This window comes from Bordetella genomosp. 11, from assembly GCF_002261215.1.
Classification (GTDB): domain Bacteria; phylum Pseudomonadota; class Gammaproteobacteria; order Burkholderiales; family Burkholderiaceae_B; genus Bordetella_C.
Window position 1 is genome coordinate 563436 of record NZ_NEVS01000004.1, and the last position, 24668, is coordinate 588103.

General features: G+C 64.0%; 20 protein-coding genes and 1 tRNA gene. 14 read left to right on the forward strand and 7 right to left on the reverse strand.

Annotation, left to right across the window (positions count from 1 at the left end; genetic code table 11):
* Positions 1–11 precede the first annotated feature (11 nt).
* From CAL28_RS10140 to CAL28_RS10185, 10 genes are all read left to right on the forward strand, one after another.
* Positions 12–554, forward strand: coding sequence for a phosphoribosyltransferase (locus tag CAL28_RS10140; RefSeq protein ID WP_094841269.1), 543 nt, complete (start codon positions 12–14; stop codon positions 552–554).
* Positions 555–740: 186 nt separating this feature from the next.
* Positions 741–953 carry a 30S ribosomal protein S21 gene (rpsU, locus tag CAL28_RS10145; protein ID WP_006218592.1) on the forward strand — a complete coding sequence of 71 codons (213 nt, stop codon included), beginning with the start codon at positions 741–743 and terminating at the stop codon, positions 951–953.
* Positions 954–1000: 47 nt separating this feature from the next.
* Positions 1001–3013, forward strand: a complete 2013-nt coding sequence (dnaG, locus tag CAL28_RS10150) for a DNA primase (protein ID WP_094841270.1) — start codon at positions 1001–1003, stop codon at positions 3011–3013.
* 669 nt (positions 3014–3682) lie between these two features.
* Entirely contained in the window at positions 3683–5938 is a 2256-nt protein-coding gene (rpoD, locus tag CAL28_RS10155; protein ID WP_094841271.1) for an RNA polymerase sigma factor RpoD, read from the forward strand.
* Between the two features lie 35 nt (positions 5939–5973).
* Positions 5974–6052, forward strand: a tRNA-Ile gene (locus CAL28_RS10160).
* A gap of 68 nt (positions 6053–6120) precedes the next feature.
* Positions 6121–7044 carry a helix-turn-helix domain-containing protein gene (locus tag CAL28_RS10165; protein WP_141218159.1) on the forward strand — a complete coding sequence of 308 codons (924 nt, stop codon included), beginning with the start codon at positions 6121–6123 and terminating at the stop codon, positions 7042–7044.
* A gap of 191 nt (positions 7045–7235) precedes the next feature.
* Positions 7236–9104: an amidohydrolase gene (locus tag CAL28_RS10170; RefSeq protein WP_094841273.1), complete on the forward strand. Its 1869-nt coding sequence runs from the start codon at positions 7236–7238 to the stop codon at positions 9102–9104.
* Between the two features lie 16 nt (positions 9105–9120).
* The gene (locus CAL28_RS10175) at positions 9121–9600 is read left to right on the forward strand and encodes a DoxX family protein (protein ID WP_094841274.1); all 480 of its coding nucleotides are present in this window, start codon (positions 9121–9123) and stop codon (positions 9598–9600) included.
* Complete coding sequence (locus CAL28_RS10180) at positions 9597–9887, forward strand: XapX domain-containing protein (RefSeq protein WP_094841275.1); 291 nt, start codon at positions 9597–9599, stop codon at positions 9885–9887. The genes CAL28_RS10175 and CAL28_RS10180 overlap by 4 nt, the downstream gene beginning before the upstream one ends.
* Positions 9887–10603, forward strand: a complete 717-nt coding sequence (locus CAL28_RS10185) for a YoaK family protein (RefSeq protein WP_094841276.1) — start codon at positions 9887–9889, stop codon at positions 10601–10603. The genes CAL28_RS10180 and CAL28_RS10185 overlap by 1 nt, the downstream gene beginning before the upstream one ends.
* A gap of 394 nt (positions 10604–10997) precedes the next feature.
* Here the strand turns inward: CAL28_RS10185 and CAL28_RS10190 are convergent, their stop codons facing one another.
* The 5 genes from CAL28_RS10190 to CAL28_RS10210 are packed head-to-tail and all read right to left on the reverse strand — an operon-like array spanning position 10998 to position 16946.
* On the reverse strand, positions 10998–12050 hold the full coding sequence (locus tag CAL28_RS10190) for a threonine aldolase family protein (RefSeq protein WP_176463945.1): 1053 nt from the start codon (positions 12048–12050) through the stop codon (positions 10998–11000).
* Between the two features lie 27 nt (positions 12051–12077).
* A complete protein-coding gene (locus CAL28_RS10195; protein ID WP_094841277.1) occupies positions 12078–13715 on the reverse strand; it encodes an ABC transporter permease in 1638 nt (545 codons plus the stop codon).
* Positions 13712–14773, reverse strand: a complete 1062-nt coding sequence (locus CAL28_RS10200) for an ABC transporter ATP-binding protein (RefSeq protein WP_094841278.1) — start codon at positions 14771–14773, stop codon at positions 13712–13714. The genes CAL28_RS10195 and CAL28_RS10200 overlap by 4 nt, the downstream gene beginning before the upstream one ends.
* A gap of 21 nt (positions 14774–14794) precedes the next feature.
* Positions 14795–15796: an extracellular solute-binding protein gene (locus CAL28_RS10205; RefSeq protein WP_176463946.1), complete on the reverse strand. Its 1002-nt coding sequence runs from the start codon at positions 15794–15796 to the stop codon at positions 14795–14797.
* 13 nt (positions 15797–15809) lie between these two features.
* Positions 15810–16946: a pyridoxal-phosphate-dependent aminotransferase family protein gene (locus CAL28_RS10210; protein ID WP_176463947.1), complete on the reverse strand. Its 1137-nt coding sequence runs from the start codon at positions 16944–16946 to the stop codon at positions 15810–15812.
* Positions 16947–17316: 370 nt separating this feature from the next.
* Here CAL28_RS10210 and CAL28_RS10215 point away from each other — a divergent pair, with 370 nt between their 5' ends.
* On the forward strand, positions 17317–19386 hold the full coding sequence (locus tag CAL28_RS10215; RefSeq protein ID WP_094841281.1) for an OPT family oligopeptide transporter: 2070 nt from the start codon (positions 17317–17319) through the stop codon (positions 19384–19386).
* Positions 19387–19444: 58 nt separating this feature from the next.
* Here CAL28_RS10215 and CAL28_RS10220 read toward each other — a convergent pair whose 3' ends face one another.
* Entirely contained in the window at positions 19445–19681 is a 237-nt protein-coding gene (locus CAL28_RS10220) for a hypothetical protein (RefSeq protein WP_141218160.1), read from the reverse strand.
* Between the two features lie 329 nt (positions 19682–20010).
* On the opposite strand from CAL28_RS10220, the gene CAL28_RS10225 reads away from it, so the two are divergent.
* Both CAL28_RS10225 and CAL28_RS10230 read left to right on the forward strand, forming a co-directional pair.
* Positions 20011–21231: a D-alanyl-D-alanine carboxypeptidase family protein gene (locus CAL28_RS10225; protein ID WP_094844541.1), complete on the forward strand. Its 1221-nt coding sequence runs from the start codon at positions 20011–20013 to the stop codon at positions 21229–21231.
* A gap of 143 nt (positions 21232–21374) precedes the next feature.
* Positions 21375–22424: an ornithine cyclodeaminase gene (locus CAL28_RS10230; protein ID WP_094841283.1), complete on the forward strand. Its 1050-nt coding sequence runs from the start codon at positions 21375–21377 to the stop codon at positions 22422–22424.
* A gap of 87 nt (positions 22425–22511) precedes the next feature.
* Here the strand turns inward: CAL28_RS10230 and CAL28_RS10235 are convergent, their stop codons facing one another.
* Positions 22512–22943, reverse strand: coding sequence for an Lrp/AsnC family transcriptional regulator (locus tag CAL28_RS10235; RefSeq protein ID WP_094841284.1), 432 nt, complete (start codon positions 22941–22943; stop codon positions 22512–22514).
* 122 nt (positions 22944–23065) lie between these two features.
* Between CAL28_RS10235 and CAL28_RS10240 the strand changes: the two genes are divergently transcribed.
* Positions 23066–24667 carry an MDR family MFS transporter gene (locus CAL28_RS10240; protein ID WP_094841285.1) on the forward strand — a complete coding sequence of 534 codons (1602 nt, stop codon included), beginning with the start codon at positions 23066–23068 and terminating at the stop codon, positions 24665–24667.
* Position 24668: the final 1 nt, after the last annotated feature.

The window sequence follows — 24668 nt, forward strand, 5'->3', positions numbered from 1 at the left end:
AGCGTACCGCCATGGCTCTACCGCCGAGCACCGACAAAGACCTCTGGGTCAGCTGGGATGAATACCACCGGCTAATCGAACAGCTGGCCTTGCAGGTTTACCGTTCGGAATGGCAGTTCGACCAGATCCTGTGCCTGGCGCGCGGCGGCGTGCGGGTAGGGGATGTGCTTTCGCGTATTTTCGATGTGCCGCTGGGCATCCTGGCGACCAGCAGCTACCGCGAGGCCGCGGGTACCAAGCAGGGTGCCCTGGATATCGCCCAGTTCATCACCATCACGCGCGGCAGCCTGGCGGGCCGGGTGCTGATGGTCGACGACATGGTGGACACCGGCCTGACCTTCAACCGCGTAATGGAACATCTGCGTCACCAGTTTCCCGCGATTACGGAGCTGCGCAGCGCCGTTCTATGGTGGAAGGGGCATGCCAAAGCTGTCCCTGATTACTACGTAAGCAAACTGATGACCAATCCATGGATACATCAGCCCTTCGAGGACTACGACAGCCTGCGGCCCCATCAGCTAGAGGCATGGACGAGGAAGGGCTCGACGTCCTGACTTTCGGCGTGCTATAATCTCCTGTTACCAAGTCAGGGTTTCGACTTTGCAGTACCCGTTTGCAGTACCCATTCGGTCCGGGTACGGCGCCAGCTCAGTATCGGCACCGTATCGAGAGGGTATCGAAAGACATCGATTTACCCTGACGACTTCACCCTATTTTTTGCTCCGCACCGCTCAGCACCTATGCCTATTGTTCGCCTGAAGGAAAACGAACCGTTTGAAGCCGCCCTGCGTCGCTTCAAGCGCACCATCGAAAAAACGGGTCTTCTGACCGAACTGCGTTCGCGCGAGTTCTACGAGAAGCCTACGGCAGAGCGCAAGCGCAAGCACGCCGCCGCGGTGAAGCGCCACTATAAGCGGATTCGTAGCCAGCAACTGCCCCCGCGTCTGTATTGACGCCTGTATTTTGATTTGTGGATCGATTCAAATCGATTCGAATTTGATTGATTCCAGAATCTTTCATACAGGAACTACTCGCCCGAGTCGACGTTGTCGATGTGGTTGGGCGTTATGTGCAGTTGCGCAAGGGTGGGGCCAACCTGCTTGGCCTGTGTCCCTTTCATAACGAAAAAAGTCCTTCCTTCACGGTAAGTCCGACCAAGCAGTTCTATCACTGCTTTGGTTGCGGCGCTCATGGCAGCGCAATAACTTTCCTGATGGAGCACACGGGCGCCAGCTTCCCCGAAGCAGTTCGTTCGCTGGCGGGCTCCGCCGGCATGACCGTGCCGGAAGAGGACCGCAGTCCGCGCCAGCGCGCGGAATCCGCGCGGCGCAAGGAAGAGGTCTCGCGCCACACCCAGGTGCTCGAGGCGGCTCAGGCTTACTACCTGAAGCAGTTACGGGCTTCCGCGCCCGCCATCCGTTATCTCAAGCAGCGTGGCCTGACGGGCGAAATCGCACGTCAGTTCGGCCTTGGATGGTCCGGTACCGATCGGCAGGGGCTGGCCCAGGTGTTCAGCCGCTACGACGATCCCGTGCTGGTAGAGGCCGGCCTGGTCATCGAGTCCGAAGACGGACGCCGCTACGATCGCTTTCGCGAGCGCGTCATGTTCCCGATCCGCAATGCCCGCGGCGTGTTGATCGGGTTCGGCGGGCGGATTATCGGCAAGGGCGAGCCCAAATACCTGAATTCTCCGGAAACCCCCATTTTCTCGAAGGGTCATGAGCTCTACGGCTTATGGGAGGCGCGGCAAGCCATACGCGTCGAGGGCCAGGTCATCGTGGTCGAGGGCTATATGGATGTGGTTGGCCTGGCGCAGTTGGGGCTGGGCAACGCCGTGGCAACCCTGGGCACGTCAACCACGCCGGACCATGTCAAGAAACTGCTGCGCGCCAGCGACCGCGTGGTGTTCAGCTTCGACGGCGACAAGGCAGGACGGCGCGCGGCCTGGCGTGCCTTGCAGGCCTGTCTGCCGGTCCTGCGCGATGACATCAATCTGCGCTTTCTATTCCTTCCCGCGGAGCACGATCCGGATTCGTATGTGCGCGAGTTCGGTGCCGAGGCCTTCCGTGCCAGCCTGGGCGAGGCCGCGGCCCTGTCCCGGTTCCTGCTCGACGAATTGGCATCCCGCCACAACCTTGCCGAAGCAGAGGGCAGGGCGGCCTGCATGCACGAGGCGCGGCCCCTGCTGGGCGCGATCCCGGCTTGCGGGTTGAAGACGCAGATAGAGCGCGAGCTGGGCAAACTGGTGCAACTGACGCCCGAGGAAGTCGCCCAGGCTCTGGCCCAGCCCGCGGGGCCCACCGCCAATCCGCCGGGTGTCGTCGCGGTGGGGGCCTCGGGGCATTCGCCGGGGCCGCGCTCGGAAGCGCCATTCGACATGGGCATGGACGCGGACGCGCCGCCGCCTGACTTCTCCTACGAGCCCATTCCCGACGGGGCCGGCGAGCCCTCATGGGAAGGTGGGCGGCAGGAAAAAAAGGGTCGGTTCAGCGGTCGGCGCTTCGACGCCAAGCCGGGCGGAAAGTGGTCGCGCCGGGACGAACGGGACAAGGTCGGCGGGGTGATAGAGCCGCGTCGCCCCGTTCCCACCATGGCGCGCCGGTTGCTGCGGCTGCTGCTCTCTCACCCGGAGCTGGTGGATACCATGGGGGATCAGCAGCTTGAAGTATTGGATCGGGGACCCCACCTTGGTATGGTCAGGGATCTTATCGTGCTGGCCCAGCGCAGCGGCGCGCGCCATTTGGGCGCCTTGCTGGAGGCCGCGGAGCCCGAATCGGATATCCAGCTGGTATTGCGCAGCATGAGCGCGGACGTGGTCGGTGAAGAGGAATTGCCCAATCCTCAGGCGGAATGGGACGACGCGCTACACCGCATTGAATTCGTGGCCATTCGGGCCGAGATCGATGAATTGGCGCGGTCCGGCCTGCAGACGCAGCAGGACCGGGATCGGTATCAAGAACTTTCCAAGCGTTTAGCGGCAATTAAGCATGCCGGGAGTGACTCAATAGGGTAAAATCAAGGGTTTTCCTGACTGGAAAGGTTGTCCGGCGAGCGTCTACAGCTTCGTCTACCCCTTCCATCCGGGCTGTCCAGAACCACACGGTTGCGGGACTGTCTAATGTGGATGATTCGGGTAGTTGTGGATGATCCGGGTAGTTGCGGATGATCCGGGTAGTTCGGATTGGCTTCGGCCGCATTCGGCTGTGGTTGGGCCGTGATCGGGCCGTATGGCGATTCCGCGGTCATGTTCGCCGTGTCGGATGAGCCCTTGGCGGTTGTGTTGTCCCGATTGAATGCAGGCATTCTACCGAAGGCATCGTAACAAAGCATTGACACGAGATTACTCAAGGTACCAGAAATCAGGAAGAGCAGGGCCCAATAGTTGGATGGCGCAGGACAGAAATTACCGGACTTCTGCGTGGCCAACCGGGATAGGACGTAAGTTGCGGCACATGTGCCCGAAGATTGCAAGACCAGGTGCTGCACAACGCCAAAATCAGGCCCGCAGCCTCGCCCATCAGGGGCTTCTGCAATGTTCGCGCATGGGACGTGACGAACCGCCCGATCACCAAGCACTGTTGTTAGTTTTTAAAGTACGCGGCTTGACTCGGCCGGGGCATTAGCCCGGGCCGTCGATAGCGGTGCGGCAGGCTTTCTGCCTGCAACGACCACGGAAGCGACTATGACGAAATCCATCGGCAAAACCTCCTCAGCAGTTGAAATGGCCAAAGAAGCCAAAACGGCCAGGCCCGCTGCCAGCAAGGCGGCGGAAAAGACATCGGCCAAAGCGGCCGTCAAGGTTGCGCCCAAGTCCGCCACCGTGAAGCCGGTCGCCGCGAAGAAAGCCGCCAAGGCCGACACGCCCGAGAAGGCCGCCAAGGCGAAGAAGGCCGAAGACAAGCTGGCCGAACTGGTCGGCCGCCCCGCGTCCGTGCCCAGCGGCCGCCGTCCCGGCCGGCCCGCCAAGAACCAGAACAACGACAACGCCGATTTCGACGATGCCGGTGATGGCGAAGGCGAAGTCCTGCCTGAACTGAAGCCGGTCAAGCGCGGCGGCAAGCGCGGCAAGGGCGATCCCAAGGATCTGATTGCCCGCGGCCCCGTCACCCCGGAAGAATACGAAGCCCGCCGCAACCGCCTGAAGCAGCTGATCAAGCTGGGCAAGGACCGCGGCTACCTGACCTACGGCGAAATCAACGACCATTTGCCGGACGATCTGGTCGATGCGGAAGCCATCGACGGGATCATCAGCACGTTCAGCGACATGGGGATCGCGGTCTACGATCAGGCCCCCGATGCCGAAACCCTGCTGATGAGCGAAAACGCGCCGGTCGCGTCCAACGACGATGACGTCGAAGACGAGGCCGAGGCCGCGCTGACCACGGTGGACTCCGACTTCGGCCGCACCACGGATCCCGTCCGCATGTACATGCGTGAAATGGGTTCGGTCGAGCTGCTGACGCGCGAAGGCGAAATCGAAATCGCCAAGCGTATCGAAGACGGCCTGAAGCACATGGTCATGGCGATTTCCGCCTGCCCCACCACGATCAACGAGATCCTGGCCCATGTCACGCGCGTGCGTGAAGGCCAGGCGCAGATCGACGAAGTCGTGGACGGCCTGGTCGATCCGGAAGACGGCGAGGAATACGCCGGTGCCGGCGTGACGGCCGAAGAGGACGAGAACGACGACGGTCCGGCCGGCGGCATGAGCAGCAAGCAGCTGGAAGACCTGCGCGTCAAGGCCCTGGCCAAGTTCGACGAGGTCGGCAAGCAGTTCGAAAAGATGCGCGGTGCCTACGAACAGGACGGCTACCGGTCGACCACCTATCTGAAGGCGCAGGAAGCCATTCAGAACGAGCTCATGGGCATCCGTTTCACCGCCAAGATGGTGGAGCGCCTGGCCGACACCCTGCGCAACCAGGTCGAGGAAGTGCGCCAGCTCGAACGCGCCGTCCTGCACACCTGCGTGGATCGTGCCGGCATGCCGCGGTCGCATTTCATCAAGGTGTTCCCGGGCAACGAAACCAACCTTCAATGGGTCGTGGATGAAGTCGCCGCCGGCCACCCGTACGCCGAGACCCTGGAACGCCAGGTTCCGGCCGTGCAGGAACTGCAGCAAAAGCTGATCGATCTGCAATCGCGAGTCGTTCTGCCGCTGAAGGACCTGAAGGAAGTCAACAAGCGCATGGCCACCGGCGAAGCCAAGGCTCGCAAGGCCAAGCGCGAAATGACCGAGGCCAACCTTCGCCTGGTGATCTCCATCGCCAAGAAGTACACCAACCGCGGTCTGCAATTCCTGGATCTGATCCAGGAAGGCAACATCGGCTTGATGAAGGCGGTGGACAAGTTCGAATACCGGCGCGGCTACAAGTTTTCCACGTATGCCACATGGTGGATCCGCCAGGCCATCACGCGTTCGATCGCCGACCAGGCGCGGACCATCCGTATCCCGGTCCACATGATCGAAACGATCAACAAGATGAACCGGATCAGCCGTCAGATCCTGCAGGAAACGGGTGCCGAGCCCGATCCCGCGACGCTGGCGCAGAAGATGGACATGCCGGAAGACAAGATCCGCAAGATCCTGAAGATCGCCAAGGAACCGATCTCCATGGAAACGCCCATCGGTGACGACGACGATTCGCACCTGGGCGATTTCATTGAAGACACGGCCACCCTGGCGCCTTCGGATGCTGCCTTGCACGGTTCCATGCGCGATGTGGTCAAGGAAGTGCTAGACTCTCTGACTCCGCGCGAGGCCAAGGTTTTGCGCATGCGCTTCGGCATCGAGATGAGTACGGACCAGACGCTGGAAGAAGTCGGCAAGCAATTCGACGTCACCCGCGAAAGGATCCGCCAGATCGAAGCCAAGGCCCTGCGCAAGCTGCGCCATCCCAGCCGTGCCGACAAGCTGAAGAGCTTCCTGGAAGGCCAGTAACAAGGCAGGGCGCGCGCAGGATACAAGATCAATAAGGGCCTCTAGCTCATGCCTGGTTAGAGCAGCGGACTCATAATCCGTTGGTGCCGAGTTCGACTCTCGGGGGGCCTACCAAGCAAATCAAGGGCTTACAACGTTCTTCGTTGTAAGCCCTTTTTTCATGCGCGTCCCGTGGCCATCGTGTGGTCGTTCTCCTATCGGGCCGGCGCCAGACCTGCTTAAATAATCGGTCTTTGGATACGAGTATCGGCATGGCGTCAACGAACGAGTCGGGATCGCAGCCCCGTAAGGCCTACAAGCTGGAAGTCGGTGCGCTGGGAATCGAAAGAGCGCAATCTATGGCGCCGCTGGCCGATCCCATCGATGTGCCGGTTGCCAGTCGCACGGCGATCATCGTCCAGAACAGGCCGTTTCCGCTGCACCGGCTGTGGCGCTCGCGGAAACTGGTGTATCAAGGGTCCCATAAGGCGGGCGGCATCTCGATCACCAATCTGGAAGAAGAGTGGCGATGCCATCATCTTTCCGCGTTCGATAATTTCCGCATCCAGATCGATCATGAACGACTGCGCGAGCTGGCGGCCCAGAGCGGCGCGGCGCGCGATTTTTTCCTGCGCAATCCGGCGGGCAAGGTGGACAGGACGATGCAGTCGCTGGTCAATGCGATCGCGCCGGCCCTGGAGCGCCGCAGTGATTTGGACCGGCTGTATATCGACCACATCGCCAGCGCGATGATGATCCATATTATTTCCACCTACGGCGGCCCCCTGCGACGCGGCAGCTATGTCCCGACGTTGGGTGCGCGTCGTGAAAGGCGCATCGTGGAATATATGCGCCACCATGTCGCCACCGATATATCCGTCGAGGACATCGCGGCCGAATGCGGAATTTCGGCGGGACATTTCACCAAGGCGTTTTTCCAGTCGACGGGATTGACGCCGCATCAATGGATCCTGCGTGCCCGTGTCGATCTGGCAAAGGACATGCTGCGCCAGGATATCGATATCGCCAGCATCGCGAACAGCTGCGGCTTTTCGGACCAGAGCCATTTCAGCCGTGTGTTCAAAAAGCTGACAGGTGTGTCGCCCGCCCGGTGGAGAAAAAACTAGGGTCTGTCAGTATTGCGAGCGGTCGGATCGGGAAGGTAGGCTGTCGCCGTTTTATCCAAATCACCACATTTTTGTCCAATACCCTTTTCGACCGGCAAGGTATCTTGCGGCTGCGTTTTCTCGCCACAATCAACCACCGCTAGTTCCTCGCCGGCCCCAACGCGGGCGGTACTCGCAATCGGAGTTTCGTCATGACCGAACCCTCCACTCCGGACCTTATCCTGGTCAACGGAAAGTTCACCACGCTGGATCGCGCCAACCCACAGGCTGATGCGGTCGCGGTGCGGGATGGCCGTTTTGTCGGCGTCGGGCTGCGCGACGACATCATGAAACTGGCCGGCCCGCGCACGCAGGTGATAGACGTGAATGGCCGCCGTGTTATTCCCGGCCTGATCGACAGCCACATGCACATCATCCGTGGCGGGCTGAACTACAACATGGAGCTGCGCTGGGATGGGGTGCGTTCGCTATCGGACGCCATGCGCATGCTCAAGGACCAGGTAGCGCGCACGCCCGCGCCGCAATGGGTGCGGGTGGTAGGGGGTTTTACCGAACACCAGTTTGCGGAAAAGCGTCTGCCGACGATAGACGAATTGAATGCCGCGGCGCCCGATACGCCCGTATTCATCCTGCATCTGTACGACCGCGCGATATTGAACGCCGCCGCGCTGCGCGCGGTGGGATATACCAAGGACACGCCGAATCCCCCCGGCGGCGAGATCATGCGGGATGCCCATGGCAACCCCACCGGGTTGCTGCTGGCCAAGCCCAACGCGACGATCCTGTACGCGACCCTGGCCAAGGGGCCGAAGCTGCCGCCGGAATACCAGTTGAATTCCACGCGCCATTTCATGCGGGAAGTGAACCGGCTGGGCGTGACGGGCGTGATCGACGCCGGCGGGGGCTTCCAGAACTACCCCGAGGACTACGCCATCATCGAACAGCTGCACGCGGCGGGGCAACTGACCGTGCGACTCGCCTACAACCTGTTCACGCAAAAGCCCAAGGAAGAACTGAACGACTTCAAGACGTGGACGGCCGCCGTCAAGCCGGGGCAGGGAGACGACCTGTACCGCCATAACGGCGCGGGCGAAATGCTGGTGTATTCCGCGGCGGACTTCGAGGATTTCCGCGTCGAACGTCCTGACATGCCCCCCTCCATGGAAGGAGACCTGGAACCGGTGATTCGCCTGCTGGCGGAAAAGCGCTGGCCGTGGCGCCTGCACGCCACGTACGACCAGACCATCTCCCGTGCACTGGATGTCTATGAGAAGGTGGCGCGCGACGTTCCCTTCGACGGCCTGAACTGGTTCTTCGATCATGCCGAAACGATCTCGGACCGCAATATCGATCGCATCGCCGCGCTGGGCGGCGGTATCGCCGTGCAGCACCGTATGGCCTACCAGGGTGAATACTTCGTCGAACGCTACGGCGCCAGGGCAGCGGAGGCTACGCCGCCGGTGAAGCGGATGCTGGAGAAGGGCGTCAAGGTGGGCGCCGGGACCGACGCCACGCGCGTGGCATCGTATAACCCCTGGGTCTCCCTGTATTGGCTAACGACCGGCAAGACCGTGGGTGGCACGTCCATGTATCCGCAGGCCAATGTGCTGGATCGTGAAACCGCGCTGCGCCTTTGGACCGAAGCCAATACCTGGTTCTCGTCGGAAGTTGGCAAGAAGGGCCAGATCAAGGTCGGCCAGCTGGCCGACCTGGCGGTACTTTCCGCCGATTACTTCGCCGTACCCGGCGACGAAATCCAGGACATCACGTCCGTCATGACAGTGCTGGGGGGCAAGGTCGTCTACGGCGACGGCGAGTTCGGCGGACATGCCCCGGAGATCCCGCCGGCGATGCCCGACTGGTCGCCCGTGCGTCACCATGGGGGCTACCAGGCGCGCGCGCAGGCATCCGGCCGCGCGGCGTTGAAGACCCTGTGCGGCTGCGCGCAGTCTTGCGGCGTGCACGGTCATGCGCACGCGCGGGCGTGGACCTCCAGCACGCCCGTTTCCGATGAAAAAACATTCTGGGGCGCGCTGGGCTGCTCTTGCTGGGCTTTTTGAACGAGCGGAACGCGCCATGAATCCATTGTCCGATTCTTCCTCGCCGCGGTCCGGCGCTCATCCGGGCTTGCCGCGCGGCCTCCACTGGGTCGCGTTGCTGCTGCTCTGCGCCGCCTATCTGCAGGGCGGCCTGGTCAAGCTTTATGATTTCCCCGGCGCGGTGACGGAAATCCAGCGGCTGGGCCTGGCACCGGCACAGCCCATGGCCGTTGCCGTCATCGTATTGGAGCTGGGCGCATCGGCAATGATCCTGCTGGGACGGTGGCGCTGGCTGGGCGCATTGCTGCTGGCTGCGTTCACGCTGGCCGCCACCTTTCTCGCGCTCCGCTTCTGGAGCGCGCCGCCCGATGCCCGCTTCGCGATGGCGAATGCGTTCTTCGAGCACCTGGGACTGGTGGGCGGCTTCCTGCTGGTCGCGTGGGAGGACTTGTCCAGGCGGCATGCTCCTTCGTCGACCCATGCTTTCCCCCGCACCATCACAGGAGTGCAGTCATGAAGGTGTATTTGATCTCGCTGGGCGCGGGTATATTGGTGGGCGTTATTTATTCGCTGCTCGGCGTGCGATCGCCGGCTCCGCCGGCAATCGCCCTGGTGGGCCTGCTGGGCATGTTGATCGGAGAGCAGGTCCTGCCGCCAGTAAAGCGGATGATGGCCGGGGAGCCGGTCACGACGGCCTGGTTCCGGCAGGAATGCGTGCCCAAGATTACGGGCAATGCACCCAAAGCCGCGGCGTCCTCGGACGCCGGCGCCGCCGACTGCGATCCACCGTCCAGGAGCCAATGATGGCATCGACGTCCCAGGCGCCTCGAACCTCGCAATCGGCGGCGGCCGACATTCCGGGCTGGCTGCTATCGTTCGCCGCCGGCTACGTGGATGTCGTGGGCTTCGCGGCGCTGTTCGGCCTGTTCACGGCGCATGTGACGGGCAACTTCATCATGATCGGCGTGCAGCTTATCGGCGCGTCGGAGGGCCTGCTCACCAAGCTGTTGGCATTGCCGACCTTTGTCCTCGCGGTGGGCTGCACCCGTCTGCTCGAAACCGCGCTGCGCCGCCGGGAACTACCCGTCATTGCGGTGCTGTTTTTCCTCGAGGGTGCGCTGCTGGCGGCTTTCATGGTGGCAGGGCTGGTGGCCAGTCCCATGAGCGATCCCAGTGCGCCCCTGGTCGTCCTATGCGGCTTGCTGGGTGTGGCCGCAATGGGTGTGCAAAACGCGATGTCGCGCACCATTCTGTCCGATGCCGGTCCCACCACCATCATGACCGGTAATACGACACAGATCGTGATCGATGCGGTGGACCTGCCTCGCGCCACGCCCGAGGCCCGCGCCGCGATCCGGCGCAGGATGGGAAAGATGTTGCCGGCGGTGATCGGTTTCGCCCTGGGCGCCATCATCGGGGCGTTCGCGTTCAAGCTGGGCTCATTCTGGAGCGTACTGCTGCCCACCGTCCTCCTGCTCGGTCTGGCCGTACGGCTTCGCCGGGAAACGCAGCCGTCCTGAACCGGGAAAAAAAAACGCCACGGCCGGGGCCGTGGCGATAAGTGCGCTACGTTCGCTTATACGGTGCTGCGAAACCGATAAAAAGCGGACGCGCAACAGTACCAAAGCGTCCTTGCCGGCAAGGGTTGCGGCCCCGGTGGCCGTGAAACAAAATGTGTCTTTCGGCTTTGCGTGAACCGAAATACAAAACTGCGTTTTTGGCCGCGGTTTCCACTGCCAGGCTGATCGGTCTCGATGACTTGAAATACCAGTCGATACAAATATTGCGTTGGTTCGACCCTGGGGCGGCGCAAGGCCGCAGCGTTGCGCGCGACCCCATGCGCAACGCCGTTCATGTCCGCTGGAGACGCGTACCGCCCGCTTCGGCAAGGCCGGGAAGCCGGCTCGGGTGGCGTCAGGGCAGGGCGCGTCGCACGATATCGACCAGCGTGGCAGCCTCCGCCTCGTCCATATCGAAGCGCGTGACCAACCGGATCACGCCGCCCCGGCGGCGGCCGAAGCGTGCGCCGGCGGCCGCGATCGCCTGGATGGCGGGGTCGGGCAGGCGCAGGAACAACATGTTGCCGTCGACCGGGGCGGCCAGTTCCACGCCTGGCAATGCGGCCAATTCCTGTCCGATGCGCGCTGCGATGGCGTTCGAATGCCGGGCCAGGCGCAGATACAGGTCGTCTTGCACGTAAGCCAGCAATTGGGCCGAGGCGAAGCGCATTTTCGACCAGGTCTGGCCGGCGCGGCGCAAGCGATAGGACAGGGGCTCCACCAGGTCCGCATCGAATACGACGATGGCGTCGGCATTCATGCCGCCATTCTTGGTGACACCGAAGGAAAGGATATCGACGCCGGCGCGCCACGTCATTTCGGCCGGGCTGCATCCCAGCGTGGCGAGTGCGTTGGCGAAGCGCGCGCCATCCATGTGGAATCGGATTCCGGCTTCGCGGGCCAGCGCGCCGATCGCGGCGATCTCTTCGCGGCGATACACCGTTCCGTATTCGCTGGCCTGGGTGATCGTGACCGCGTCGGGCTGGGACCGGTTGCGTATACCGCGCTCGGCGGCCGCCAGGGCATCCCGCAGGGTTGCCGCCGGCAGTTTGTAATTTTCGCCGGGCAGCGCCACCAGCTTCGCGCCGCCGCTATAGAACTCCGTGGCGCCGCCTTCCGATGTATGAACGTGCGCTTCCTGATGACAGTAGATCGCTCCCCACGGGCGTGCGCAGCAGGCCAGGGATAAGGCGTTGGCCGCCGTGCCGGTGGCGACCGGAAACACCGTGACCGGCGCTTCGAACAGCGCCGAAAAGGCATCGTTGACGGCCGCGCTGTAGTCGTCGTCGCCGTAGGAGGCGGCGGGATCGCGATTGGCGGCCTCGACGGCGCGCAAAATTTCCGGGCTTGCCGTACCGACGTTGTCGCTACGGAAATTCAGCGTGACCTTGGGTGGGGAATCGTTCACCTTGGACTCCAGGCAGCATCGTCGACGCTACATCAATGGGCTATCGCGCCGTCGCATACGCAGTTGGAGCAGCAGCAGCGGGACCGCGGTAAAAAATATCAATATCGCGGCCGCCGCGGCCGCCAATCCGGCGCCGGTGCCCTCCAGCAACTGGTACATGCGCACCGTGACGGTGGACCAGCGGCTGGTGTAGAGCACGATGGTCGAGCTCAGTTCGGAAGCTACCGTGATCCACACCAGTACCATGCCGCCGACCAGGCCGCCGGCCATCAACGGCACGACCAGGCCGACGAAGGTCTTGAATGGGGAGACGCCGAGATTGATGGAGGCTTCTTCGAGACTGGGTTCGATCTGGTGCACGATGGCGGCCGCCGAGCGTACGCTGAACGGCAGCTTGCGCACGACGTAGGCAATCACCAGGATAAGCCAGCCGCCAGTCAGTACCAGGGGGTGGTTGTTGAAGGCCAGGATCAGCCCCACGCCCATTACGGTACCGGACACCGCGAACGGCACCATGCCTATCATATCCAGCGTGGCGGAAAGCCGGCCGCGATGGCGCGTGACGATGTAGCCGATGGGCGCGCCGATGATCGTTGCCACCAGGGCCGCCACGGTTGCCAAAATCAAGGTGTTGTATAGCGGCTCGTACGAGCCGGCCAGCAAACCCGCGTAGTTGCCCAGCCCCAGCTCCCACGTCAGCACCGGCCCCCTGAAGCGCAGGAAAGAAATGCCCAGTACGGCGATGAAAGGCATCAGCGACAGCAGCACGACACCCCAGCTATAGCATATGGCCACCGCGCGCCAGCCGCGCGACAGCGGCAGTGCCGGCGGTGCGCTGCGCGCGTTCGTCGTGAAGCGACGCTTGCCCAGGTAATGCCGCTGCGCCAGCAGTCCGAGTGCCGTGCACAGGATCAGCAGCACGCTAAGGGCCCCGGCGGCGGCCGGGTTGTTGTCCGCCTCGCCCGCGAACAGCTTGAAGATGTCGACCGCCAGGAAAGGCCGGTCCTCGGCCAGCACGGACGGTACGCCGAAATTCTCCAGGGTTTCGATGAAAACGAGCAGGGCGCCCGCCAGTACCGCCGGCATTACCACCGGCAGCAGTACGGTGCGAAAGACGTGCCAGCGCGAACCGCCCAGGTTGCGGGCGGCTTCCTCGACGGAAATATCGATGGCCTTGAAGCCGGCCATGGCCGGCATCAGCACATAGGGGTAGAGGGTCAGCGAGAACACCGCGATGATGCCGGGCAAGCCGTAGATGGGCCCGATCGGCACGCCGATTTCGCGCAGCGCGGTCGTGATGACACCGGCATGGCCAAACAGCAGCACCAGCGCATAGGCGGCCACGAAAGAAGGCAGCACCAGCGGCAGCGAGGCCAGCGTGAAGAGCAGGGTCTTGGCGGGCAGGTCCACGCGGGCCATGCAGAAGGCCAGCGGTACGCCTATCGCGGTGGCCCCCACCGTGGCACAAGCCGCCGCGATCAGGCTGTTGCTTACACTCTTGATGTAATAGCCGCTATTGAAGATCCCCGCATAGTTGGCCAGTGTAAAAGGCCCGGTGCCGTCCACCCGCAGGCTGGCGTTCAGCACCAGCGCCAGGGGATAGAGAAGGAATAGCGCGAGCAGGACCAGCGCGCCGATGGACACCGCATAGCGAAAGCCCTTCATGAGACGGGAAACGCAATGATGTGGGCGGGGTCGTAGGCCAGGGTCAGCGGCGTGCCCTCGGCCATCCCGCCCAACGAGGCGCCCAGCGCGGAGATCCGGATCGGCGTGCCATCGGGCAGCGCGGCGTGCAGCCGCTGGATCTGGCCCAGGAATTCGCGCAGCACCAGCCTGGCACGCAGCAGCGGCCCCGGCGCCTGGTCCACCAGCCGCAACGCCTCGGGCCGTATCGATAGCAGCACTTTGCCGCCCGGTTCCGCCACTTTGCCCTGCACCGATATCGTCGTGCCGCCCGCCGCGACTTCGCTGGTCTGGCCGTCGAAGCGGCCGGCGACGCCGGGCAGCATATTCGTGCCTCCCAGGAACTCCGCAACGAAGGCCGTTTGCGGTTGCTGGTAGATGGCTTCAGGCGAACCCACCTGTTCGACCCTGCCGTCGCGCAGTACGGCGATGCGGTCCGAAATGGCCAGCGCCTCTTCCTGATCGTGGGTGACATAGACCGCGGTCAGGCCCAGCGATTTCTGCAACTGGCGAATCTCGACGCGCATCTCCACGCGTAGCTGGGCGTCCAGGTTGGATAGCGGCTCGTCGAACAACAGCACCGCGGGTTCGATCACCAGCGCGCGCGCGATGGCCACACGCTGCAATTGCCCGCCGGACAGCTGATGGGGCCAGCGCGGGCCATAGTTCGCCAGGCGTACCCGTTCAAGCGCCTTGCGCACGCGGGCCTCGATGGCGGCCGCCGGCACCTTGCGCGCGCGCAGCCCGTATGCCACGTTGTCGGCCACGGTCAGGTTGGGAAAGATGGCGTAATTCTGGAACACCATCGCGATGTTGCGCCGGTGCGCAGGCAGGCGGTCGATACGCGTTTCACCCAGCAGGATGCTGCCGGACGCGATATCGGTGAAGCCCGCGATGCTGCGCAGCAGCGTGGTCTTGCCGCAGCCGGAAGGGCCGAGCAACGTGAATAGCTCTCCGTCGCCGATGGTCAGCGAGATGCCATCCACCGCCCGCGCCGCGCCGTAGCTGCAGACCAGCTCGTCAATCCGTATGGTCGTCATGGAAGCAGCGGGACGGGGCGCTCAGCGCGTTTCCTGGATGGTCGTCTTCAGGCGGCGCAGGGTCTCGGCGCGGGTGGATTCCCACTTGGCATCGTCGTAGGGCAGCACCTTGATAGCGCTGAAGGGCGGCATATTGCCTGCCACGCTCAAGTCGATGTCCTGTCTGGCGGGGCGGCGGAAGGTGGCCTTCAGCAGCATTTCCTGGGTGGGCTTGCTGGCCAGGTAGTCGATCAGCTTCCGGGCGTTGTCCGGGTCCGGGCCGCCTTTGATGATGGCCGCGCCTTCGGCCAGGGCGACCGTGCCGTCGGCGGGATAGCCAACCGCGACCGGCGCGCCGTTGTGCGCCCAGAGGAAACCCGCGTATTCCAGGGAAATTCCCAGCGGATACTCGCCGCTGCCATTGCCGTCGAACACCAGGGTCGAGCGGTTCAGGACCTTGGCATTGGCGACCAGCTTGCCGAATTTCTGCCAGGCCGCATCGTTGTCGCCCCAGGCCTGGAGCAGGGCCGTGGCCGCCGCATAGGAAAACCCGGAATTGGCGGGATCGGTATAGGCGATGCGGCCTTTCCATTTGGCGTCGAGCAGATCTTCCCAGCGCTTGGGCGCGTCCTTATCGGGAATGGCCTTGCTGTTCCGGTTGATGGTGACGACCTGGATATTGGTACCGACCCACAGATTGTCGGGATCGCGATAAGGCGCGGGAACGACGTCGCGTCCCTGCACGGCGTAAGGCTGGAAATACTTGCTGTTTTGCTTGAGCAGGGCGGCGCTGACGCCCCACACCACATCGGCCTGCGGATTGCCCTGCTCGGAGGCGATACGGCGAAACAGCACGCCGGATCCGGTGGAAATCACGTTCACCGTCAGCCCGGTGGACTGCTTGAAACCGTCGGCCACCAATTTGTTGACGGTGTCGTCATTGGCCGAGTACAGCACCACATGGTCGGACGCGGCCATCGCGGGCACGGCTGCGCCGACGGCGGTCAGGGCCAGTATCGCAATACAGGCGGACAGGCGTTTCATGTTTTCCCCTTGTTTATCGTTGAATGGATGCGGCAAGGCTGGCGCGTGCCGCGGCGATGCCGGCACCGGAGGTGAATGCATGGCCCAGGTCCGCAAGAACGCTTTCCAGGTGCGCCAGGTCGGTCAGGATCGTGTCATCGTCGAAGTCCCCCATCGTGCCGATGCGGATAACCCGCCCGGACAGTCGGTTCCGCGAGCCGGCGATCACCGTTCGATGGCGTTCGTACAGCGCCTTGACGATCGCCGCGCCATCCAATGCCTGCGGCACCGAAAGCGCGACAACGGTGCTGGACAGATTGCGGCCGGTGCCGAAGATGGGAAGGTTGATGGCGGCCGCGCCATCGCGCAGGGCTGTCGAGAGGCGGCGGTGACGAGCCAGTACCCGGGGCAGCCCTTCGGCGTGGATCATGTCCAGGGCCTCGAGCAGTCCATAGACGACGGGCACGGCGGGCGTGAACGGCGTTTCGCCTTTTTCCAGCGATGCCAGCGCGCGCTTGAAGCTCCAATAGAAGGCGGGAAGGTGGTCGCCGCGATCGATGACCTCCCAGGCCTTGGCACTGACGCTGGCCAGGCCCAGGCCAGGCGGGCACATCAAGGCTTTCTGCGATGCTGACACGACGACGTCGACGCCCCATTCATCCTGTTTCATCTCCGTGCCGGCCAGCCCGCTGACCGAATCCGTGACGAGCAGCGTCGGCGTATCGCGCACGAGGGCGCCGAGCCGCGCGAGGTCGGCAGTAATGGCGGTCGAGCTTTCATTGTGGATGACGAATACCGCGCGGTAGGTCTTTTCGCGCAGGCGCTGCGCCACCGCGTCGATGTCGATGTCGCTGCCCCATGGCATGTCCAGCCGATCGAAGCGAGCGCCGATTTCCTGCGCGATCGTGGCAAAGCGTTCGCCGAACTGGCCGTGCGAAACGAACAGCAGTTCCGTGCCGGCGCTGGCGATATTGACGACCGCCGCTTCCATCATGCCGCTGCCGGAGGCGGCGAAAAAAAGAATGCGGTTGCGCGTGCCGAAGATGGGCTTGAGGCGTTCCTCGGCATCGGCCAGCATCGCCCGGAACTCCGGACCGCGATGGTTGACGATGGGGCGTGCGGTAGCCTGCCGGATGCGTTCGGGTACGAAGGTGGGGCCGGGCAGGCGCAAGCGGTATCCCTCGGGAATCGCTACGGCCCGATTTGCAGCATGAGACACCCTGTGGAACCTCCCCTTGTCGCTCCACTGCATCCAATCATACAGTCGTACAGTGGCGCAAAGCATGTACGGTTTGCTGTTAATAGTCAATCCGGTGTATCGCGGTCGAAGCAAAGTCCGGTCGCGAATCATTACGCCGAGCTGAAGCGGCCGCGCGGCAGCGCGATCGTCGCGATGTCGCGGCCAACGTCGGGCAAAGCACACCGTGCCGGCGGTAAATGATCGTGATGGCGCCGCTTTTGCCGATTGACGCGGGTACGGCTATTGCGTCGCGCGGGGAATAAAATCGCCCGTTTCGTCTACGACCCTGGCCGGCATCCCCATGACAGATACTTCCCGAATCCCCGATCGTGTCTCGCTTCCCGAATTGACCGTTCGCGGCGTCATACTCGGCGCGCTCATCACGGTCGTGTTCACGGCGTCGAACGTTTATCTGGGATTGAAGGTCGGCCTGACATTCTCTTCCGCCATCCCCGCCGCCGTGATTTCCATGTCGGTCTTGCGCCTGTTCCGCGATGCCAACATCCTGGAAAACAATATGGTGCAGACGCAGGCCTCGGCGGCGGGCACGTTGTCGTCCGTGATTTTCATCCTGCCCGCGCTGGTCATGATGGGCCACTGGCAAGGGTTCCCGTTCTGGCTCACCCTCGCCGTGTGCGCGGCGGGCGGCATGCTGGGTGTCATGTTCACAATCCCGCTGCGGCGCGTGATGGTGGTGCAGAGCGATCTGCCCTATCCCGAAGGCGTGGCGGCCGCGGAGATCCTGCGCGTGGGCGCGACTGCATCGGCGGACTCCCAGGCCGGTGCCGGCGAAGCGGCTGCCGGCACGTCCGGGGCGCGGCGCGCGTCCGGCACCGGCATGGCGGACATCGCCACCGGTGGGGTGGTGGCCGCGGCGGTCAGCTTCGCCGCCGGCGGGCTGCGCGTGCTGGGTGACGGCGTGAGCATCTGGTTCTCGGCCGGCGCGGCGATCTTTCGCATTCCCATGGGGTTTTCCACCGCCTTGCTGGGCGCGGGCTATTTGATCGGCATTGTCGCCGGGCTGGCGATGCTGACGGGGCTGATCATCGCCTGGGGAATCTCCGTGCCTGTATTGACGGCGCTGCATCCCATGCCGGCCGACGCCTCGGCGGCAAGCTACGCCACTGGCCTGTGGTCGTCGCAGGTGCGCTTCATCGGCGCAGGTGTGATCGGCGTGGGCGCCGTCTGGACGCTCGCCACGCTGGCCGCGCCGATGGCGCGCGGCCTGAAAGCGACCTTTTCCAGCTTGGGCGCGGCGGGAGCGCATGGCGCCGGACCGGCGCCACGCACGGACCGGGATCTGCCTGGCTTCTGGATCGCGGCGATCAGCCTGGTCATGGTGGTTGTACTGTTATTGACCTTTCATGCCTTCCTGTCCGGCGCGCCATTGGTGGCCGGGCTGACGTGGCGGCTGGTGATCTACGCCGTTATCTTCGCTTTTGTCTTCGGCCTGCTGGTCGCGGCCGCCTGCGGTTATATGGCGGGGCTGGTGGGGTCGTCGACCAGTCCCATTTCGGGCGTCGGCATTGTGGCCATCGTGCTGGTATCGCTGCTCATACTGGCCATCGGCAGCCGCGACGGCTTGCTTGCGACCGAGTCGGGCCGGCAGCTTGCCATCGCCGTGGCTATCTTCACGACTTCGGCGGTGATCGCGGTGGCCTCGATTTCTAACGATAACCTGCAGGATCTGAAGACGGGCTGGCTGGTGGGCGCCACGCCCTGGCGGCAGCAAGTCGCGTTGCTGATCGGCTGCGTGGCCGGCGCCGTCGTGATCTCGCCGGTGCTTGACCTGCTGTACAACGCCTATGGCTTCGCCGATGCCATGCCGCGCGCCGGCATGGATCCCTCGCAGGTTCTGTCCGCGCCCCAGGCCACGCTTATGCTGGCCATCGTGCGAGGCATTTTCACGCACCAGCTGAACTGGGGCATGATCGTGATTGGCATGGGTATCGGAATCGGCCTGATCGTAGTGGACAGCATTCTGAAACGCACCTGCAAGGTGGCGCGCATGCCGGTCCTGGCCGTGGGTATCGGCATCTACCTGCCGCCCACCGTCAGCGCGCCGCTGGTGCTCGGCGCCGTGCTCGCGTGGCTGGTCGGCCGCGCCCTGCAACGCCGCCGGGCCGCCGGCCGGGCGGACGATCAAGCCATTGCCGCCGCCGAACGCCGCGGCGTACTGATCGCCTCCGGGTTGATTGTCGGCGAAAGCCTGATAGGCGTCGTCATGGCGGTGGTGATCGGCGCCAGCGGCAAGGAGGCGCCGCTGGCCATCGTCGGCCCCGGTTTTTCGTCCATCGCTTCATGGCTGGGCCTGGCCGTGTTCCTGGCCGTGGCGTGGTTGTTCGCGCGACGTGTCGTGGCGGCCGTGTAGCCATTCGGTCCGTCCCGTGCGGCGGCGGCGCGATGAAGCCGCCCCGCGGCCGTGCGAGCTAATCGTGATAGGCCAGGCGCAGCGGCAAGGCCTCGCGCTCCGCCAGCCTGCGATTGGCTTCTTCCACCAGTTCATTCTCGGCGGCGCGCAGGGCGGCTGCACCTGTCAGCCCGGTGCCGCGCTCCACCCGTCGCAGGACCTCGGCCGCGCAGCGGCACGCCACATAACGATGGCCGGTTTCCAGCCAGAAGGTGGCACCGCCATCGACCATCGATATCTCCCAGATCGCCCCCATCGTGTCCTCCCGAGGTCCAGGGGTTAACATTGGGCCCCGCACGCATCCGGTCCAAGGCATATGGGCTATCCGATAGCCCCATCCAGCGTTAGCAGGCCTTAGTCTAGGTAGCGTCATTCGGCGCCGGTATCCGGTCGATGCGCTAAGGCTCCCGCAGGATGATCCCGATGCCGTACGCCGCATGGCGCACGGCCCGCATGGACCGATATGCACGGCTGAACCTTATCCGATCCATGCGGACTAAGGCTCACGTCGGTTTTTATCTTCACTCCGTGGAATTTATGAAGAAGCTTATTGTCGTTTTGTGGTCCGTCCTGGCCGTTTGCACGATGGGCGCTGCCCGGGCCGCCGCTCCCGCCGCCACGCCCGCCGCGGGTTCCGCCGCCGCGACGCAGCCCGCCGCTGCCGGACAGGGCGCAGCCACTCCCGCACCGCCCGCGCCGGAAGCGCCGACACCCGATGCCAGGTCGTGGCTGCTGCTGGACGCCACCAGCGGCCAGGTCATCGCATCGCAAAATCCGGACGAACGCGTAGAGCCCGCTTCGCTGACCAAGATCATGACGTCCTATCTGATCTTCCAGGCGCTGCGCGACAAGACGCTGGATCTCAATCAGCAGGTGACCATCTCCACGAACGCATGGAAGGTGGCACCGGGCAGCTCCAAGATGTTCCTGGAACCGGGCATGCATGTCAGCATCGACGACTTGCTGTCGGGCCTGCTGATCCAATCGGGCAACGATGCGGCCGTCGCGCTGGCCGAGGCCGCCGCGGGGTCTGAAGGCGCCTTCGTTCAGCGCATGAATGAAATGGCCGAACGCATGGGGCTGAAATCCACCCATTTCAACAGCCCGCACGGCCTGCCCGATCCACAGACATATTCCACCGCGCGCGATCTCGCAACGCTGACCGCCCGCGTGATCCACGACTTCCCCGATCTTTACGTGCGCTACGATCACGTGAAGTCGTTCCGCTTCAATAACATCACGCAGCCCAACCGCAACCGCCTGCTGTGGAGCGATCCATCGGTGGATGGCGGCAAGACCGGCCATACCGAGGCGGCGGGCTATTGCATGATCGCTTCGGCCGTACGTCCGGGCGCTACCGGCCAGCGGCGGCTCATCGCCGTCGTCATGGGCACGCCCTCCGACAAGGCCCGCACGACAACGACAGCGATGCTCTTGAACTGGGGGTTCCAGAACTTCGAAACCGTCAAGCTTTACGCCAAGGGGCAGTCGGTCGGCAATTCGAGGGTCTGGAAAGGCCAGCAATCGCAGGTGCTGGCGGGCTTCGACCGCGACATCTACGCCACGGTTCCACGCGCCTGGGTGCCCCGCCTGCAGAAAGTCATCACGCAACAGGGGCCGCTGGTCGCGCCGCTTGCGCTGGACAGCCAGATCGGCACCGTCGACTTGCAGGTCGACGGCCGCACCATCCAGAGCTATCCCGTCCTGGCCCTGCAGCCAGTGGAGCGAGGCGGCATGCTGTCGCGCGGCTGGGACAGCATGCGACTGTGGGTGTATGGACTGATGAACGAGCAGCCCCCGGCGTGACGCCGGTCGCGTGCGGCTGACGTTATGCCAGAAATTCCTGTCATAACGTCAGTCCATGCGGCACGTACGAGCATCTTGCTGGCTTTTCGTTAGCCCGAGTCCCGATCATGATTCTCTTCTGTGCAGGCACAAGAGAGAGAACCATGACAAGAATGATCGATGTTCCGGCGATGGCCGCCCTGATGCGCAAGGTCGGCGTCGCCCCGTTCATGCGCGAACTCGCGCATCGCATACGCGCGGACTATCTGCGTTGGACGGAATTCGAAAAATCCGCGCGGCTGGCGTCGCATTCCCCGGTCGGCGTGATCGAACTGATGCCGGTCTCCCATGCCGCGCGCTATGCCTTCAAGTACGTTAACGGGCATCCGGGCAACACTGCGCTGGGCTTGCCTACGGTCATGGCGTTCGGCGTGTTGGCCGACGTGGCGACCGGTTATCCCTTGCTGATGTCGGAGCTGACCTTGACCACCGCAATGCGTACCGCGGCCACGTCGGTCGTCGCCGCGGCCGCGCTGGCGCGCCCGCAGGCGCGCGTCATGGCACTGATAGGGAACGGCGCGCAGAGCGAATTCCAGGCGATTGCCTTTCACGATATGCTGGGGATCGAAGAGGTCCGCCTGTTCGACATCGATGGCCGGGCCACCGCCAAGCTGCAGCGCAACCTGGCGCATGCCGCGCCTGCCATGCATGTCGTCGTGGCCCCGAGCACGGCCGCGGCGGTGCGCGGCGCCGATATCGTCACAACGGTAACGGCGGACAAGGCCTACGCGACTATCCTGACGCCGGACATGATAGAGCCGGGCATGCACCTTAACGCCGTGGGCGGGGATTGTCCCGGCAAGACGGAAATACATCCCGACATCCTGCGGCAAGCGCGCGTCGTCGTCGAATACGAGCCGCAATCGCGCATCGAAGGCGATATCCAGCAGCTGCCCGCGGATTTTCCGGTCATCGAACTGTGGCGGGTGCTCAATGGGGAGCAGCCCGGGCGCGAGTCGCCGGATCAGGTCACTCTCTTCGACTCCGTGGGTTTCGCTTTGGAAGACTACTCCGCGCTGTGCCTCGTCGCTGACCTGGCGCAACGTCACGGCGTGGGCGTCGATCAACCCTTGATCCCATCGGGCGGAGATCCCAAGGACCTGTATGCCCTCGCGCTGGGCGAAGACGGCGCGGCCTTGCGCGCCGCGGCATAGCGCGGCACGTCCGGCCCGCGCGTCCCGGGACGGCGCGCAGCCCCGCGGCAGGGCGGCCGCAAGGGCCGCTATCGATGGTCCGGGTATTTACTTGTACACGGCCAGCAGCAGATTCGTTTCCGAGTTGGCGATGCCCTTGACGCGGCGAAGATCGCGCAGCACGCGGTCGAACGTCGCCAGGTCCTGGACCCGGATCTCCGCCACCAGATCCCAGCGTCCGCTGGTCGAATGCACCTGCACGATCTCCGGCAGGCGACGCAGTGCCGACAACACGGCGTCGGTTTCATTTCCCCGCACTTCGATCAAGGTCATGGCCCGCACGCCGTCGTTCTCGGTTTCGCTGCGCAGGCGAACGGTGAATCCCAGGATCGTCCCGCCTCGGACGAGCCGGTCTATGCGGTTGTGGATCGTCCCGCGCGACACCGACAGCTTCTTGGCCAGCGTGGCGGTGGTCAGCCGGCCATTGTCGCGCAGCAGGGCGATGAGACGGCGGTCCAGATCGTCTAGGGCTTCTTGCATGGGGAAGGGCGGGAATGTTGCCGTTTGGGGGCTGCGCTACTGTAGCACCGCAATGTTCGTTCGACCTTTCGCCGCGATCGCGCTAGAATCGTTGATAGATCAATTATTGATGCGTCCACGAAATGGCCCCCCGCGCTCCCTCTACTCCCCATTCCGCAGGCCAGGTATTGCCGTTCCGCCAATCCCTGATGGCGATGCTGGGCATGTGCTTCGTCGTCATGATGGTTGCCATCGACCAGACGGTCGTAGGCACCGCCTTGCCTACCGTCGTTGCCGAGTTGAAGGGCTTCGACCTGTACGCCTGGGTCGCCACCTCGTACCTGCTGACCTCCGTCATCACGGTGCCCATCTTCGGGCGCCTGGGGGATTACTACGGACGCAAGCCCTTCGTCGTGTTGGCCATCGTCGTCTTCACGGCGGCGTCGGCCTTGTGCGGCGCGGCCGACAGCATGCTCTTCCTGGTTATTGCCCGCGCGCTGCAGGGCATCGGCGGCGGCATGCTCGTCGGTACCGCGTTCGCCTGCATTCCGGATCTGTTCCCGGATTCCTATGTGCGTCTGCGCTGGCAGGTCATGTTCAGTTCCGCCTTCGGCATCGCCAACGCCGTCGGCCCCTCGCTGGGCGGTTTCCTGACCGAATACTACGGCTGGCGTTCGGTGTTCTACGTCAACATCCCGGTGGGGCTGTTGGGCCTGTGGTTCGTGTGCCGCCATCTGCCGCACCTGCGGCACAGCGATCCCACCAGGAAAATCCGCCTGGACTGGCCGGGCGCGCTGCTTATCGCGCTGGCGCTGGGCGGGCTGCAATTGCTGGTGGAGCTGCTGCCCGGCAAGGGCATCGACAGCTTCACCATCGGCCTGGCCATCGCCAGCGTCATCGCCTTCGGTGCCTTGTATTGGTGGGAGCGGCGCTGCGAACAGCCCTTGCTGCCTTTCGAAATGTTCCGCAATGCCAGCCTGGCGCCGTTGTTCATGCTGGCCTTGCTGGTCGGCGTGTCGATGTTCTCGCTGCTGTTCTATGCGCCGTTGCTGCTGCAGGGCGGCTTCGGGCTGTCGCCCAAGGACGCCGGGCTGCTTATCACCCCGATGGTGGTCTGCATTACCGTCGGCAGCATCACGAACGGCCGCATCGTCACCCGCATCAAGAATCCCAACAACATGCTTTATGTCGGGTTCCTGTTGATGTGCCTGGCCACGGCGGGCATTATTTCCACGCACAACTACACGCCGGGCTGGCTGATCGCCACGTATATGCTGGCGGCCGGCCTGGGCCTGGGTTTCATCATGCCGAACCTGACGGTGTTCGCGCAGGAAACCGCCGGGCGCGAGCACCTGGGTATCGCCACCGCCCTGCTGCAGTCGTTGCGCATGGTGGGCGGCATGGTGGGCACGGCGGTGGTGGGAACCATGGTCAACCACAGCTACATCAGCGGCGTGCGCGCATCCCTGGACAGCAGCCAGGCGCTGCGTTGGCTGGATACGCTGGACGACCCGCAAATACTGGTCAACCCCGCCGCGCAGGCGCAGTTTCTCCAGCAGGTAGCCGCGGTCGGCCGCGATGGCGCATCGTATCTGGAAGCGGCGCGCGTTTCGCTGGTCGGCGCGATCCACGACGGGCAGATCATCGTGCTGGCAATCGCCATCCTATCGCTATGGTTCGTCCGGCGTGTGCCGCCCGTGCGGCTTACCCGCCGCAGCAAAGTGGCCAGCGCGCCCGCGGAGTAAG